A 13985-nucleotide genomic window follows, 5' to 3' on the forward strand; every position below is an offset into this window, starting at 1 on the left:
TGCATCGCGTGGTGCGGCTGGACGAGACCGGCGCGCAGATGGAGGCGGCATGAGCGATGGGCGCCTCGGGGCCGTGGCCCGGCTGTTCGCCGCCGCGCAGGGCCGTGGCCTGGCGCTGGGCCTGCTGCTGGCCGTGCTGACGGTGCTGGCGGGCATCGGGCTGCTGGGGCTGGCGGGCTGGTTCATCACGGCCACCGCGCTGGCGGGCGCGCAGGTGGCGACGGCGCTGGTCTTCGATGTGTTCATGCCTTCCGCGGGCATCCGCCTGCTGGCGCTGGGCCGCACGCTGTCGCGCTACGGCGAGCGGCTGGCCACGCACGATGCCACGCTGGGCGTGCTGGCCGCGCTGCGCGAGCGCCTGTTCCGCGCCTGGTCCGGGCCGCATGCGGCGCGGCTGCTGCAACTGCGGCCGGCGCGCCTGCTGCTTCGCCTGACGGCCGACATCGATGCGCTGGAGACGCTGTACCTGCGGCTGCTGGTGCCCGCGGCCGCGACCTTCGGCGCCGCGCTGGCGGCGGGCGTGGTCGTCGGCATGCAGGATGCCGTGCTGGGGATGGGATTGTTCGCCTGGCTGCTGGCGGTGGGGTGGGGCAGCGCGTGGCTGCTCGCCCGGCGTGCGGCGCGCCCGGCGGCGCAGCGCGGGGCTGCCGTGGAGACGCTGCGCGCGCGCACGGCCGACCTGGTGGCGGGCCGTGTCGAGCTGGCGATGGCCGGCAGGCTCCAGGCCCAGTGCCGGGCGATCGCGGCGAGCGACGCGCGCATCGCCGCGAACGACGCGCGGCTCCAGCGCCTCGAGGGGCGCGCGCTGTTCGCCCACGGCGCCGCGGCGGCGCTGACGCTGGCCGGCGTGCTGCTGGGTGCGGCGTGGCTGGCGGAGCAGGATCGCATCGGCGCGCCCGTCGCGGCGCTGATGCTGCTGGTGGCGCTGGCGGCGCCGGAACCGCTGGGGGCGCTGCGCCGTGGCGCCCTGGACGCCGGGCGCGCGCTGCTGGCGGCACGCCGCCTCGGGCCGGCCCTGCGCGAGTGCGATGCGCCATCGGGCTGCGCCGCGGAGGCCGGCCCGTCGGCGGCCGATGCTGGTGCCGTGCGGCTGCACGACGTGCGCTGCGTGCGCGACGGCGAAGCGCGGGCGGCCTTCGCCGTGACCCGGCTGGCCATCGAGCCGGGCGAGCGTGTCGCGCTCGTCGGGGCGAGCGGCGCGGGCAAGTCCACGCTGCTGGCGCTCATCGCCGGCGAGTTGGCGCCGCAGGCCGGACGCATCCAGGCGCCCGCGGCCGCCTGGCTCACCCAGCGCATCGACCTGTTCCAGGACAGCCTGCGGGACAACCTGCGGCTGGCCGACCCCGACGCCACGGACGCACAACTGGACACCGCGCTGGCGGCCGCCGGCCTGGCCGGTGACGTGCGCGCCCTCCCGCAGGGCCTGGACACGCTGCTGGGCGAGGGCGGCCAGGGCCTCTCGGGCGGCCAGGCGCGGCGCCTGGCGCTGGCCCGGCTGCTGCTGCAGCGCCGGCCGCTGTGGCTGCTGGACGAATGCACCGAGGCGCTGGACGCCCGCACCGCGCGCGACGTGCTGGCGCGCCTGGACGCCGAGTCGCGTGCCGGCGGCCGCACGCTGCTGATCGCCACGCACCTGCGCCGCGAGGCGATGCTGGCCGACCGGCTGCTGCGCGTCGAGCACGGCCGCATCGCGAGCGACCTGCGGCGCGGCGAGCCGGGCTTCGATGCGCTGCTCACTGGGCTGCGCGCCGACTGAATCCCCACCACCGAGCAAGCCAAGAAGGAACAAACCCCATGGACCTCGACATCGTCGCCCTCTCGCGATTGCAGTTCGCGCTCACGGCGCTGTACCACTTCCTGTTCGTGCCCCTGACGCTGGGCCTGTCGATCCTGATCGCCATCATGGAGACGGTCTACGTGATGACGGGACGCCCCATCTGGCGCGACATGACCAAGTTCTGGGGCGTGCTCTTCGGCATCAACTTCGCGATGGGCGTGGCCACCGGCATCGTGATGGAGTTCCAGTTCGGCATGAACTGGAGCTACTACAGCCACTACGTGGGCGACGTGTTCGGCGCGCCGCTGGCCATCGAGGGTCTGATGGCTTTCTTCCTGGAGGCCACCTTCGTCGGCCTGTTCTTCTTCGGCTGGGACAAGCTGTCCAAGCTCAAGCACCTGATCGTCACCTGGTGCGTGGCGCTGGGCTCCAATTTCTCGGCGCTGTGGATCCTGATCGCCAACGGCTGGATGCAGAACCCGGTGGGCGCGCAGTTCAACCCGCAGACCATGCGCATGGAAGTGACGGACTTCGCCGCGGTGCTGACCAACCCGGTGGCGCAGGCCAAGTTCGTGCACACCGTCTCGGCCGGCTACGTGTGCGCGGCGCTGTTCGTGCTGGGCGTGGCGGCGTGGTATCTGCTCAAGGGGCGGCACGTCCAGCTCGCCAAGCGCTCGATGACGGTGGCCGCCTCGTTCGGCCTGGCCTCGGCGCTGTCGGTGGTGGTGCTGGGCGACGAGAGCGGCTACCTCTCCACCGAACACCAGAAGATGAAGCTGGCCGCCATCGAGGCGATGTGGAAGACCGAGCCGGCGCCGGCCGCCTTCACCGCCTTCGGCTTCCCCGACCAGGAGGCGCGCGAGACGCACTTCGCGGTGCACATCCCCTGGGCGATGGGGCTGATCGGCACGCGCTCGCTGACCACCGAGATCCCCGGCATCGAGGATCTGGTCAAGCGGGCCGAGGGCCACATCCGCGACGGACTCAAGGCCTACGACGCGCTGCAGCAGATCCGCGCCGCGAAGACCGACGCCGAGGTGCCCGTGCAGGCACGCGCCGACTTCGAGGTCAACGGCGCGATGCTGGGCTACGCGCTGCTGCTCAAGCGCTACGTGGACGATCCGCGCCAGGCCACGCAGGAGCAGATCGCCCAGGCGGCGTGGGACACGGTGCCGCAGGTGGCGCCGCTGTACTGGACCTTCCGCATCATGGTCGCCCTGGGGATGTTCTTCATCCTGCTGACGGCGGTCTTCTTCTGGCTGTCGGCGCGGCGCCGGCTGGATGCGCACCGCTGGCTGCTCAAGGTGGCGGTGTGGGCCATCCCGCTGCCGTGGATCGCCATCGAGTGCGGCTGGTTCGTGGCCGAGTTCGGCCGCCAGCCGTGGGTGATCGAGGGCGTGCTGCCCACCGCGGTGGCCGTCTCCAGCCTGGGCGCGGGAACGGTGCTGGCCACCATCATCGGCTTCGTGGCGCTGTACACGGTCCTGCTGGTCATCGAGATGAAGCTGATGTTCAAGGCCATCCGCCAGGGGCCGCAGGAAGAGGCGCCGGCCGATGGGCGCCGCGGCCCGGCCGGTCCCGAACTGGCGGCCGCCGCACCCTGAACCCCGAGGAGAACGCACCATGATCCTTCACGAACTCGTCTCCTACGACACCTTGCGCCTGATCTGGTGGGCCCTGCTGGGCGTGCTGCTGGTGGGCTTCGCCGTCATGGACGGCTTCGACCTGGGCACCGCCGCGCTGCTGCCCGTCGTCGCGAAGACCGACCTGGAGCGGCGCATCGTCATCAACAGCGTCGGTCCGGTGTGGGAGGGCAACCAGGTCTGGCTGATCCTGGGCGGCGGCGCGATCTTCGCCGCCTGGCCGCACATCTACGCGGTGTCCTTCTCCGGCTTCTACCTCGCGATGTTCGCCATCCTGATGGCGCTGATCCTGCGGCCGGTGGCCTTCAAGTTCCGCAGCAAGCGCGAGGAGCCGGCCTGGCGCACGCGCTGGGACTGGGTGCTGTGCATCGGCGGCCTGGTGCCGGCGCTGATCTTCGGCGTGGCCATGGGCAACGTACTGCAGGGCGTGCCCTTCCGCTTCGCGCCGGACATGCGCATCTTCTACGAGGGCAGCTTCCTCGGCCTGCTCAATCCCTACGCGCTGCTGGCCGGGCTGGTCTCGCTGGCGATGCTGCTGATGCACGGCGCCGCCTGGCTGCTGCTCAAAACCGAGGGCGCGGTGGCCGGCCGCGCGCGCCGCTTCGGCATCGTCGCCGCGCTGGCGACCGCGGTGCTGTACGTGCTGGCCGGCGTGCTGCTGGCGAAGTTCGTTCCCGGCTACCAGATCACCGCCGGCATCGTGGACAACGGGCCCTCCAACCCGCTGCTCAAGACGGTAGTGCAGGCGCCGGGCGCCTGGTTCGCCAACTACGCGGCTCACCCCGCGCTGTGGGCGGTGCCGGCGCTGGGCGCGGCCGGCGCGCTGCTGGCCGCCGCCGCCATGGCCGCGAGGAGGGCGCTGGCGGCGCTTGTGGCCAGCGGGCTGGCCATCGCCGGCATCATCGTCAGCGTGGGCGTGTCGATGTTCCCCTTCCTCCTGCCCTCGTCGCTGGATCCGCGCGCCAGCCTGACGGCGTGGGACTCGTCTTCCAGCCACCTGACGCTGTTCATCATGGTGGTGGTGACGGCCATCTTCATGCCGATCATCCTGGCCTACACGAGCTGGGTGTTCGCGGTGCTGCGCGGCAAGGTGGACGCCGACGCGATCCGCGAAGAGAAGACTCACGCCTACTGACGGCACATCGAATCGACAAAAGGACTTCAGACCATGTGGTACTTCGCCTGGCTCCTGGGACTGCCCCTGGCCGCGGCCTTCGCCGTGCTCAATGCGATGTGGTACGAACTTATGGACGATGAGGCCGTGCGGCGCGACAAGCTGGACGATCCCGTGAGATGAGGCGGGCCGCGGCCGCGCGGATGCGGCGCGCGCCTGCCGTGCTCAGCCGGCCTTCTTCTTGCGGCCGGCAGCGTCCGCGATGCGGTCCTTCAGCCCCAGCACCTTGGTCACCGTCGCGCCCATGCCCATCAGCTTGAGGGCGGTCTCCGGCTCCAGCCGCTGCACGTCGTCGAACCAGGTCATCAGGCGGTCGATCAGGTCGTGCATCTCGCGCATGCGCTGCTGCGCGTGGCGCTCCTCGTCGCTGGCCGGCTCCTCCAGCAGCGCACCGCGCAGCATGGAAAGCGTGGGCTCGATCTCGCGGCGGCGCCGCTCCTCGGCCAGCACGCGGAAGATCTCCCATACGTCCGAGGGCGCCTCGAAGTATTCGCGCCGGTCGCCGGGGTGGTGGCGCAGCTTCACCAGCTGCCAGGCCTGCAGTTCCTTCAGGCCCATGCTGACGTTCGAGCGCGAGAAGGCCAGCAGCTCGGCGATCTCGTCGGCATTGAGCGGCCGCTGCGAGAGGTACAGCAGCGCATAGATCTGCCCCACCGTGCGGTTGATGCCCCAGCGGCTGCCCATCTCGCCGAAGTGGGCGATGAACTGGCGGTTCAGCGGAGGGAGTTCACGAGCATCGGCCATCCGTGCGATTGTGCCGCGTCTGCTGAAAGTTCAGGAATGTCTGAAGACGCCGCGCGTCGCCTGGCGCGGGCGCGTTCCGTAAACTGGACGCATGCTCGCCGATCCGCCCGTCACTGCCCCCGGTGCGCTGGGGCCATCGGCAGCGGTGCAGCCGCAGCCGGTGGCGGTGCCCGAGGAGGCGGTGCGCGGGCGGCTGCTGCGGCAGCTGTTCGTGATGGGGCGCCGCACGCAGTTCGCGGCCTTCGTGGCGGCGGTGTTCACCTGGGTCATGTTCTGGGCCCTCACGCGCAGCCCGATGGTCTTCGCGTGGGCGGCGGCGGTGCATGCGGCGCAGGCGCTGCGCTGGTGGCACATGCGCCGCAACGAGCAGCTCTACCCGGCCGACCGCTTCCCGAACGAGCAGCCCCGGGGCGCCTGGCGCTATGTCTTCCCGCTGGCGACCGCCGCCGTCGCGTGGGGCCTGGCGCCCTGGCTCATGCTGCCGGCGGGCGGCCCCGGCGCGCAGCCGGGTGCCCAGGCGCTGATGGCCGTGATGATCTTCGGCATGCTGGCCGCCTCGCTACCGGGCGTCGCGCCCTGGCGTTCGGCAGTGGGCGCATGGCTGTACCCGGTGGGGCTGGGCCTGGCCTCGCGCTTCGCGTGGGACGGCGGCGTGCTCGGCTGGGCGCTGGCCGCGGCGGCGGTGATGTTCACCGTCGTCACGGCGCGCTTCGGCTTCACCCAGCACGCGCTGTTGCGCCAGGGGCTGCACGCCCAGCTGGAGAAGGAGGCGCTGAGCGAGCAGCTGATGCGCCAGTCGCTCGACCTGGAGCGGCTGCACCGCGAGCGCAGCCGCTTCTTCGCCTCGGCCAGCCACGACCTGCGCCAGCCGATCCACGCGCTGGCGCTGTTCTCGCGCTCGCTGCAGCGCGACCTGCAGGGCCATCCCTCGCTGCCGGTGGCCGACCGGGTGGTGGAGGCCACCGACGCCGTCAGCGGCCTGCTCAACGCGATGCTCGACATCTCCAAGATCGAAGCCGGCGCGGTGCAGCCGGTGTTCGCGCCGGTGGCGATCGAGCAGGTCTTCCGGCGGCTGGCGCAGATCCACGGCGAGCGCGCCGAGGCGGCGGGGCTGGCGTTGCGCTTCCACCCGCTGCCGGAGGTGGTTGCGACCGATGCGGACCTGGTGTTCCGCGTGCTGTCCAACCTCGTCGACAACGCGCTCAAGTACACGCAGCGCGGCGGCGTGCTGGTCAGCGCGCGGGTGCGCGGCGACCGGCTGCGCCTGGCGGTGTGGGACACCGGCCGCGGCGTGCGGGCCGAGCACCTGCCGATGCTGTTCGACGAGTTCTACCAGGTGGACAACGCGCACCGCGACATCAGCAACGGGCTGGGCATCGGCCTGTCGATCGTCAAGCGGCTGGCGGCGCTGCTGCAGGCGCAGGTGGGGCTGCGCTCGGTGCACGGGCGGGGCAGCGTGTTCTGGCTCGACCTGCCGCGCCATGCGGTGGTGCCGCCTTCTGCCGCGCCGGCCGACGTGCAGGCGCCTGCGTCCGCGGCACCGGGCGCGGTGCGTCCGCGGGTGCTGGTGCTGGACGACGAGCGTGCCGTCGGCGAGGCCATGCGCATCTGGCTGGCGCCGCACTGCGAGCAGGTGGACGTGGCGCAGACCGTGGCGCAGGCCTGCGAGGCGCTGGCGCGTGCCGGCGGCGCGGTGGACGTGCTGATCGTGGACTTCCGCCTGGCCGACGAGCTCAACGGCATCCAGGCCGCCGCGCTGCTGCGCGAGCAGGCGGGCCGGGCGCTGCCGGCCATCCTGGTCACCGGCGACACGGCGCCGGCGCGGGTGCGCGCCGCCTACGAGAGCGGGCTGGTGGTGCTGTTCAAACCGGTGCAGCCGGAGCACCTGCTGGAGCGGGTGCGCAGCCTGGTCGGCGCGCCGGCGGCGTAGCGGCTCAGGCGACGACGCTGCTGATCTGCATCACCGGCCGGATGTCGGTGTAGTTCTTCACGTCGCCGTTGATCTCCTTCGCATGCGGGCCGAAGGCGGCCTGGAAGGCTTCCACCGAATCGCACAGCACGTGGCACATCGCCTCGTACAGCGGCTTGGAGCCCGGCGTGGGGCCGGCCAGGCCGCGGTCGACCTGGACGCTGCGGCAGGTATCGCCCAGGCGCGCCTTGAACATCGGCATGTGCTGGTCGCGGTAGTAGTCGTGGTCGAAGCGGGCGCCTTCGGTGAAGGGGTACATGACGCTGACACGGATCACGGGGGTCTCCTTTTCATTGGGGTGAGGGGAAATCGTCTCATAGGACTGGTGTCGATCTGCCTGAGCCGTTCGGGCTGAGCTCGGCCTGTCCTGAGCTTGTCGAAGGATCGAAGCCTCGCGCGGCGCTTCGACAAGCTCAGCGTGAACGGTCGATGGTTGACCGCGATCCGGCATCAACCGCGGCGTGCTGCGATCAAAGGCTTGACGTCCGGTGATTGCACACGCGGCCGATCGGCTTCGGCCTGTGCGAGCGGCGCCACCTCGCGCATGCTGGCCAGGCAGCGGCGCGTGAGGTCCTGGTAGGTGTGGGTGCCTTCCAGCTTCCAGGCGATCTCCTCGTCGCTCAGCGGACGTTTCACCTTCGCCGGCACGCCGGCCACCAGCGTGGCGGGCGGCACCTGCATGCCGGCGGGCACGAAGGCGCAGGCGGCGACGATGGCGCGCTCGCCGATCACCGCCTCGTCCATCACCACCGCGTTCATGCCCACCAGCGCGTCGCGGCCGACCACGCAGCTGTGCAGCACCGCGCCGTGGCCGATGTGGCCGTTCTCGCGCACCACCGTGTCCTGCGCCGGGAAGCCGTGCACCACGCAGGTGTCCTGCACGTTCGAGCCGGCCTCCAGCACGATGCGGCCGAAGTCGCCGCGCAGGCAGGCGGCCGGGCCGACATAGCAGCCGGGGCCGACGATCACGTCGCCGATCAGCACGGCGGTGGGGTGCACATAGGCGCTCGGGTCCACCACAGGGACCACGCCTTCGATGGCGTAGCAGGGCATGGGCGCTTGTCTCCTTGGGCTTCGGGTTTTCACGGGGAGCGTGCGACTTGCGTCAACGCTGGCGGCGATTCTATGATCTGCCGACCGGTCGGTCGAAAGTATTTTTCGAGCTCGGCCCGACGACCCCACACCCCGGAGACGCCCCATGTCCGACGCCCTGGTGCAGGAAAGCACGAACGGCCCCGTGCGCACCCTGACGCTGAACCGCCCCGCGGCGCTCAACAGCTTCACGCAGGAGATGCATGCCCGGCTGATGGCCGCGCTGGACGAGGCCGCGGGCGACGCCGCCGTGCGCGCCGTGGTGCTGACCGGCGCCGGCCGGGCCTTCTGCGCCGGGCAGGATTTGGCCGATCCCGCCGTCGCGCCCGAGCCGGGCGCTGCGCCCAAGGACCTGAGCGAGGTGATCTCGCGCTTCTACAAGCCGCTGGTGCTGCGCCTGAAAAGCATGCCTGTGCCGGTGGTGGCTGCCGTCAACGGCGTGGCCGCCGGCGCCGGCGCCAACCTGGCGCTGTGCTGCGATGTCGTGCTGGCGGCACGCTCGGCCAGCTTCATCCAGGCCTTCGCCAAGATCGGGCTGGTGCCCGACACCGCAGGCACCTGGCTGCTGCCGCGCCTGGTGGGCCGTGCGCGGGCGCTGGGCCTGGCGATGCTGGGCGACAAGCTGGCTGCGGAGGAGGCCGAGCGCATCGGCCTGGTCTGGCGCTGCGTGGACGACGCGGCGCTGGCCGACGAGGCCGCGGCGCTGGCGGGCAGGCTCGCGGCGATGCCGTCCAGGGCGCTCGCCGCCACGCGCGCGGCGCTCGACGGCGCCCAGTCGCTCACGCTGGAGCAGGCCCTGGACGAAGAGGCGCGCCTGCAGAGCGACCTGGGCCGCGCCCACGACTACCAGGAGGGCGTCGCCGCCTTCGGCGCGCGCCGTGCCCCGCAGTTCACCGACCGCTGAACGATGACCGACAGCACCACACCGCAGCAGATCGCCGAGCACGTGCGGCGCGGCATGTTCGCCAACGACCGCGCGCTCAAGGCGCTGGGCATGGAGGTGACGGAGATCGCCCCCGGCCGCGCCGCCGTGACCATGACCGTGCGCGAGGACATGCTCAACGGCCACGACATCTGCCACGGCGGCCTGATCGCCACGCTGGCCGATTCCGCCTTCGCCTACGGCTGCAACTCGTACGACGAGCTGACCGTGGCTTCCGGCTTCGGCGTCGACTTCGTCGCGCCCGGCCGCCTGGGCGACGTGCTCACCGCCCGCTGCGCCGAGGTGTCGAGGGCCGGGCGCACCGGCGTGTACGACGTGGAAGTGAGCAACCAGCGCGGCGAGCGCATCGCGGTGTTCCGCGGCCGTTCCTACACCGCCAAGGGCCGGCCGGCCGTGCCGCGCTGAGCCGAGAAGACCAAGGAGACACCTGATGCCCGTCAAGCAGCCCGCCCCCGGCGACCTGGAACCCATCGAGACCGCCAGCCGCGACGAGATCGCCGCGCTGCAGTTGGAGCGCCTGCGCGCCACGCTGGCGCATGCCTACCAGAACGTGCCGCACTACCGCCGCGCCTTCGACGCGAAGGGCGTGCACCCGTCGGACCTCAAGCAGCTCTCCGACCTCTCGAAGTTTCCCTTCACCGTCAAGAACGACCTGCGCGACAACTACCCCTTCGGCATGCTGGCCGTGCCGCGCGAGCAACTGGCGCGGGTGCATGCCTCCTCGGGCACCACCGGCAAGCCGACGGTGGTGGGCTACACGCTGGGCGACATCGACCGCTGGGCCGACCTGGTGGCGCGCTCCATCCGCGCCGCCGGCGGGCGCGCGGGCGACCTGGTGCACGTGTCCTACGGCTATGGCCTGTTCACCGGCGGGCTGGGCGCGCATTACGGCGCCGAGCGGCTGGGCTGCACCGTCATCCCCATGTCGGGCGGGCAGACCGAGAAGCAGGTGCAGCTCATCCGCGACCTGCAGCCCTCGATCATCATGGTCACGCCCAGCTACATGCAGGTGATCGTCGAGGAATTCGCGCGCCAGGGCGTGGATGCGCGCGAGTCCTCGCTCAAGGTCGGCATCTTCGGCGCCGAGCCGTGGACCGAGGCGATGCGCCGCGAGATCGAGGCCAAGGCCGGCATCGACGCGGTGGACATCTACGGCCTGTCGGAAGTGATGGGCCCCGGCGTGGCGAGTGAATGCATCGAGTCGAAGGACGGCCCGGTGATCTGGGAAGACCATTTCTACCCCGAGATCATCGACCCGGAGACCGGCGAGGTGCTGCCCGACGGCGAGGAGGGCGAGCTGGTCTTCACCACGCTCACCAAGGAGGCGCTGCCCATCGTGCGCTACCGCACGCGCGACCTCACGCGTTTGCTGCCGCCCACCTCGCGCGCCTTCCGCCGCATGGGCAAGATCGTCGGCCGCAGCGACGACATGCTCATCATCCGCGGCGTCAACATGTTCCCCACGCAGGTGGAGGAGATCGTGCTGCAGCACCCGCAGCTCTCGGGCCAGTACCAGCTCGTGGTGCGCCGCCAGGGCCACCTGGACGAGGTGGAGGTGCGCTGCGAGCTGCAGCCCGATGCCGCGGCCGGCGCCCCGGTGCAGGAGATCGCCGCCTGGGTGCAGCACCGCATCAAGACGCTGATCGGCGTGAGCACGGTGGTGAGCGTGCTGCCGCCCGACGGCATCGAGCGCACGCTCACCGGCAAGGCCAGGCGCGTGTTCGACCAGCGTTCGCGCTGAACAGCCAAGGAGTTCGACATGTACACCCAAGCCATGGACACCGCCGGCAAGGACGCCGACGCCCGCAAGCCCGTCCGCTCCGCCGAGGAGGCGATGCTGGAGGCACGCTTCGACGCGCGCATCGACGACGGCGCCTTCATCGAGGCCAAGGACTGGATGCCCGAGCACTACCGCAAGACGCTGGTGCGCCAGATCAGCCAGCACGCGCACTCGGAGATCGTCGGCATGCTGCCCGAAGGCAACTGGATCACCCGCGCGCCCACCCTCAAGCGCAAGGCCATCCTGCTGGCCAAGGTGCAGGACGAGGGCGGTCACGGCCTGTACCTGTATGCCGCGGCCGAGACGCTGGGCACCAGCCGCGACCAGATGCTGGAGGCGCTGCACACGGGCAAGGCCAAGTACAGCTCGATCTTCAACTACCCCACGCTCACCTGGGCCGACGTCGGCACCATCGGCTGGCTGGTGGACGGAGCGGCCATCATGAACCAGGTGCCGATCTGCCGCTGCTCCTATGCGCCCTATGCGCGGGCCATGGTGCGCATCTGCCGCGAGGAGAGCTTCCACCAGCGCCAGGGCTTCGAGAGCCTGCTGGTGATGATGCAGCAGGGCACCGAGGCGCAGAAGGCGATGGTGCAGGACGCCGTCAACCGCTGGTGGTGGCCCTCGGTGATGATGTTCGGCCCGCCGGACGACCAGAGCCCCAACTCGGCGCAGTCCATGCGCTGGGGCATCAAGCGCGTCTCCAACGACGAGCTGCGGCAGAAGTTCGTCGATGCCGCGGCCCAGCAGGCCGAGGTACTGGGCGTCACGCTGCCCGACCCGGACCTCAAGTGGAACGAGGAGCGCCAGCACTACGACTTCGGCCCCATCGACTGGGACGAGTTCTGGCGCGTGATCGGCGGCAACGGCCCCTGCAACCGCGAGCGGCTGGCCGCGCGCGTGAAAGCCTGGGAAGACGGCGCCTGGGTGCGAGAGGCGGCGCTGGCGCATGCCGCCAAGCAGGAACAGACATTCAAGGAGGCCGCATGAACGACGACGTGAAACCCGAAGGCGCCGAGTGGCCGCTGTGGGAGGTGTTCGTGCGCACCAAGGCCGGCCTGGACCACAAGCACTGCGGCAGCCTGCACGCCGCCGACGCGAAGATGGCGATCCAGATGGCGCGCGACGTCTACACCCGGCGCCAGGAAGGCACCAGCGTGTGGGTGGTGCGGGCCGACCAGATCGTGGCCAGCGACCCGGGCGACAAGGACATGTACTTCGACCCGATGGAGGACAAGGTGTACCGCCACCCGACCTTCTACAAGCTGCCCGGCGCGGTGGACCACATGTGAGGATCGGGTGATGCAGGCATCCATCGACATCGCGCCCGACGCCGCCACGCAGTACCTGCTGCGCGTCGGCGACACCGCGCTCATCCTCGGCCAGCGGCTGGGGGAGTGGACCGGCCACGCGCCGGTGCTGGAGGAGGACATCGCGCTGGCCAACATGGCGCTGGACCTGATCGGCCAGGCGCGCGCCGTGTTCTCGCATGCCGGCACGGCGGAAGGCCGCGGCCACGACGAGGACCAGCTCGCCTTCCTGCGCGAGGAGCGCGACTACCGCAACCCGACGCTGGTGGAACTGCCGCGCGGCGACTTCGCCTTCACCGTGCTGCGCAACGCGATGGCCGCCACCTTCCTGCGCCTGCTGTGGACGCGGCTCCAGGCGTCGAGCGACGAGGAACTGGCCGCCATCGCCGGCAAGGCCGTCAAGGAGGCGCGCTACCACCAGCAGCACGCCGCCGACTGGGTGGTGCGCCTGGGCGACGGCACCGAGGAATCGCGCCGCCGCATGCTGGCCGCGCTGGAGACGTTGTGGCCCTACGCCGCCGAACTGTTCGCCGACGACGCGGTGGACGAGGCGGCGGCCGCCAGCGGCCTGGGCCCGCGCTGGAGCGAATTGAAGAGCGACTGGCAGGCGCAGATGGCCGAGGTGCTGGGCGAGGCCAGCCTGCCCGTGCCCGCGGACACGCCCTTCCTCAGCACCGGCAAGCGCGGCGTGCACAGCGAGCACATGGGCTTCATCCTGGCCGAGATGCAGCACCTGCAGCGCGCCTACCCCGGAGGCGTGTGGTGAACGCGCTGGCCGTCGCCGCATCGCCGCGTGTCGAGCGCGCGTGGGACGTGCTGGCCGGCGTGCCGGACCCGGAAGTGCCCGCGCTGTCGGTGTGCGACCTCGGCATCGTGCGCGAGGTGCGCGAGGAGGGCGACGCGCTGGAGGTGGTGCTGACGCCGACCTATTCCGGCTGCCCCGCCACCGAAGTCATCGAACGGAGCGTGCTCGATGCGCTGGCCGCCGCCGGCCTCGGCCCCGCGCGCGCCACGCTGCGCCGCGCGCCGGCCTGGACCACCGACTGGATCAGCGCCGAAGGCCGCCGCAAGCTGCGCGAGTACGGCATCGCGCCGCCCGGCGGGTCCGCTGCAGTGGCGGCGGGCGAGGGCGTGCCCATCCGGATCGTGAGCCGCCGCGCCGCGCCGCCGGTACCCTGCCCGCGCTGCGGCAGCGAGCGTACCGAGCGCCTCTCGGCCTTCGGCTCCACCGCCTGCAAGGCGCTGTACCGCTGCATCGCCTGCCGCGAGCCCTTCGAGCATTTCAAGCCGATATGAGCCGATCCCTCAGCCTCCTGTCTTACTCCCTCTCCCTCTGGGAGAGGGCTGGGGTGAGGGCTGTGCGCCCGCGCCCCTCACCCAGCCTCTCCCCAAAGGGGAGAGGAGCAAATCCGAGACCTTGAAAGGCTAGCCGCCGTGTCCACGCTGTTCCACTCGCTCAAGGTCAAGGCCATCGAGCCGGACACCCAGGAAGCCGTCATCGTCAGCTTCGAGGTGCCGCCCGACCTGCGCGAGACCTTCGGCTTCACCCAGGG

15 protein-coding genes are annotated in these 13985 nt (G+C 71.3%); 12 read left to right on the forward strand and 3 right to left on the reverse strand.

The annotated features are described in order from the left end of the window. The first annotated feature begins 49 nt into the window (after positions 1 to 49). Genes ACIY1X_RS02980 through cydX form a run of 4 tightly spaced genes read left to right on the forward strand, consistent with a single transcriptional unit; the run spans position 50 to position 4717 of the window. Positions 50 to 1756 carry an ATP-binding cassette domain-containing protein gene (locus tag ACIY1X_RS02980; RefSeq protein ID WP_399677873.1) on the forward strand — a complete coding sequence of 569 codons (1707 nt, stop codon included), beginning with the start codon at positions 50 to 52 and terminating at the stop codon, positions 1754 to 1756. Between the two features lie 38 nt (positions 1757 to 1794). Continuing rightward, the gene (locus tag ACIY1X_RS02985) at positions 1795 to 3381 is read left to right on the forward strand and encodes a cytochrome ubiquinol oxidase subunit I (protein WP_399677875.1); all 1587 of its coding nucleotides are present in this window, start codon (positions 1795 to 1797) and stop codon (positions 3379 to 3381) included. A gap of 19 nt (positions 3382 to 3400) precedes the next feature. Beyond that, positions 3401 to 4555 (forward strand): cytochrome d ubiquinol oxidase subunit II, encoded by a 1155-nt coding sequence (cydB, locus tag ACIY1X_RS02990; RefSeq protein WP_399677877.1) that lies wholly within the window; start codon positions 3401 to 3403, stop codon positions 4553 to 4555. Positions 4556 to 4588: 33 nt separating this feature from the next. After that, a complete protein-coding gene (cydX, locus tag ACIY1X_RS02995) occupies positions 4589 to 4717 on the forward strand; it encodes a cytochrome bd-I oxidase subunit CydX (protein WP_399677878.1) in 129 nt (42 codons plus the stop codon). Between the two features lie 42 nt (positions 4718 to 4759). On the opposite strand, the gene ACIY1X_RS03000 is transcribed toward cydX, so the two are convergent. Continuing rightward, the gene (locus tag ACIY1X_RS03000) at positions 4760 to 5338 is read right to left on the reverse strand and encodes a GbsR/MarR family transcriptional regulator (protein WP_399677880.1); all 579 of its coding nucleotides are present in this window, start codon (positions 5336 to 5338) and stop codon (positions 4760 to 4762) included. A gap of 91 nt (positions 5339 to 5429) precedes the next feature. Between ACIY1X_RS03000 and ACIY1X_RS03005 the strand changes: the two genes are divergently transcribed. Beyond that, positions 5430 to 7268, forward strand: coding sequence for a hybrid sensor histidine kinase/response regulator (locus ACIY1X_RS03005; RefSeq protein WP_399677881.1), 1839 nt, complete (start codon positions 5430 to 5432; stop codon positions 7266 to 7268). Positions 7269 to 7272: 4 nt separating this feature from the next. On the opposite strand, the gene ACIY1X_RS03010 is transcribed toward ACIY1X_RS03005, so the two are convergent. Next, positions 7273 to 7584 (reverse strand): EthD family reductase, encoded by a 312-nt coding sequence (locus ACIY1X_RS03010; RefSeq protein WP_399677883.1) that lies wholly within the window; start codon positions 7582 to 7584, stop codon positions 7273 to 7275. A 173-nt stretch (positions 7585 to 7757) separates the two neighbouring features. After that, complete coding sequence (gene paaY, locus ACIY1X_RS03015) at positions 7758 to 8360, reverse strand: phenylacetic acid degradation protein PaaY (RefSeq protein WP_399677885.1); 603 nt, start codon at positions 8358 to 8360, stop codon at positions 7758 to 7760. 145 nt (positions 8361 to 8505) lie between these two features. Here paaY and ACIY1X_RS03020 point away from each other — a divergent pair, with 145 nt between their 5' ends. From ACIY1X_RS03020 to paaD, 7 genes are read left to right on the forward strand one after another with little or no spacing between them, the layout of a single operon-like run. Beyond that, positions 8506 to 9303: an enoyl-CoA hydratase-related protein gene (locus ACIY1X_RS03020; protein WP_399677887.1), complete on the forward strand. Its 798-nt coding sequence runs from the start codon at positions 8506 to 8508 to the stop codon at positions 9301 to 9303. A 3-nt stretch (positions 9304 to 9306) separates the two neighbouring features. Then, positions 9307 to 9747 (forward strand): hydroxyphenylacetyl-CoA thioesterase PaaI, encoded by a 441-nt coding sequence (gene paaI / locus ACIY1X_RS03025; protein ID WP_399677889.1) that lies wholly within the window; start codon positions 9307 to 9309, stop codon positions 9745 to 9747. A gap of 25 nt (positions 9748 to 9772) precedes the next feature. Beyond that, complete coding sequence (gene paaK / locus ACIY1X_RS03030; RefSeq protein ID WP_399677891.1) at positions 9773 to 11083, forward strand: phenylacetate--CoA ligase PaaK; 1311 nt, start codon at positions 9773 to 9775, stop codon at positions 11081 to 11083. Between the two features lie 18 nt (positions 11084 to 11101). Then, positions 11102 to 12112, forward strand: coding sequence for a 1,2-phenylacetyl-CoA epoxidase subunit PaaA (gene paaA / locus ACIY1X_RS03035; protein ID WP_399677893.1), 1011 nt, complete (start codon positions 11102 to 11104; stop codon positions 12110 to 12112). Beyond that, positions 12109 to 12414: a 1,2-phenylacetyl-CoA epoxidase subunit PaaB gene (gene paaB, locus ACIY1X_RS03040; RefSeq protein WP_399677895.1), complete on the forward strand. Its 306-nt coding sequence runs from the start codon at positions 12109 to 12111 to the stop codon at positions 12412 to 12414. The genes paaA and paaB overlap by 4 nt, the downstream gene beginning before the upstream one ends. A gap of 10 nt (positions 12415 to 12424) precedes the next feature. Further along, entirely contained in the window at positions 12425 to 13198 is a 774-nt protein-coding gene (gene paaC / locus ACIY1X_RS03045; protein ID WP_399677897.1) for a 1,2-phenylacetyl-CoA epoxidase subunit PaaC, read from the forward strand. Further along, positions 13195 to 13728, forward strand: coding sequence for a 1,2-phenylacetyl-CoA epoxidase subunit PaaD (gene paaD, locus ACIY1X_RS03050; protein ID WP_399677899.1), 534 nt, complete (start codon positions 13195 to 13197; stop codon positions 13726 to 13728). Before paaC ends, paaD begins: the two co-directional genes overlap by 4 nt. The last annotated feature ends 257 nt before the right edge of the window (positions 13729 to 13985 follow it).

Origin of the sequence: Xenophilus sp., assembly GCF_044462705.1 — a bacterium.
Taxonomy (GTDB): Bacteria; Pseudomonadota; Gammaproteobacteria; order Burkholderiales; family Burkholderiaceae_C; genus Xenophilus; species Xenophilus azovorans.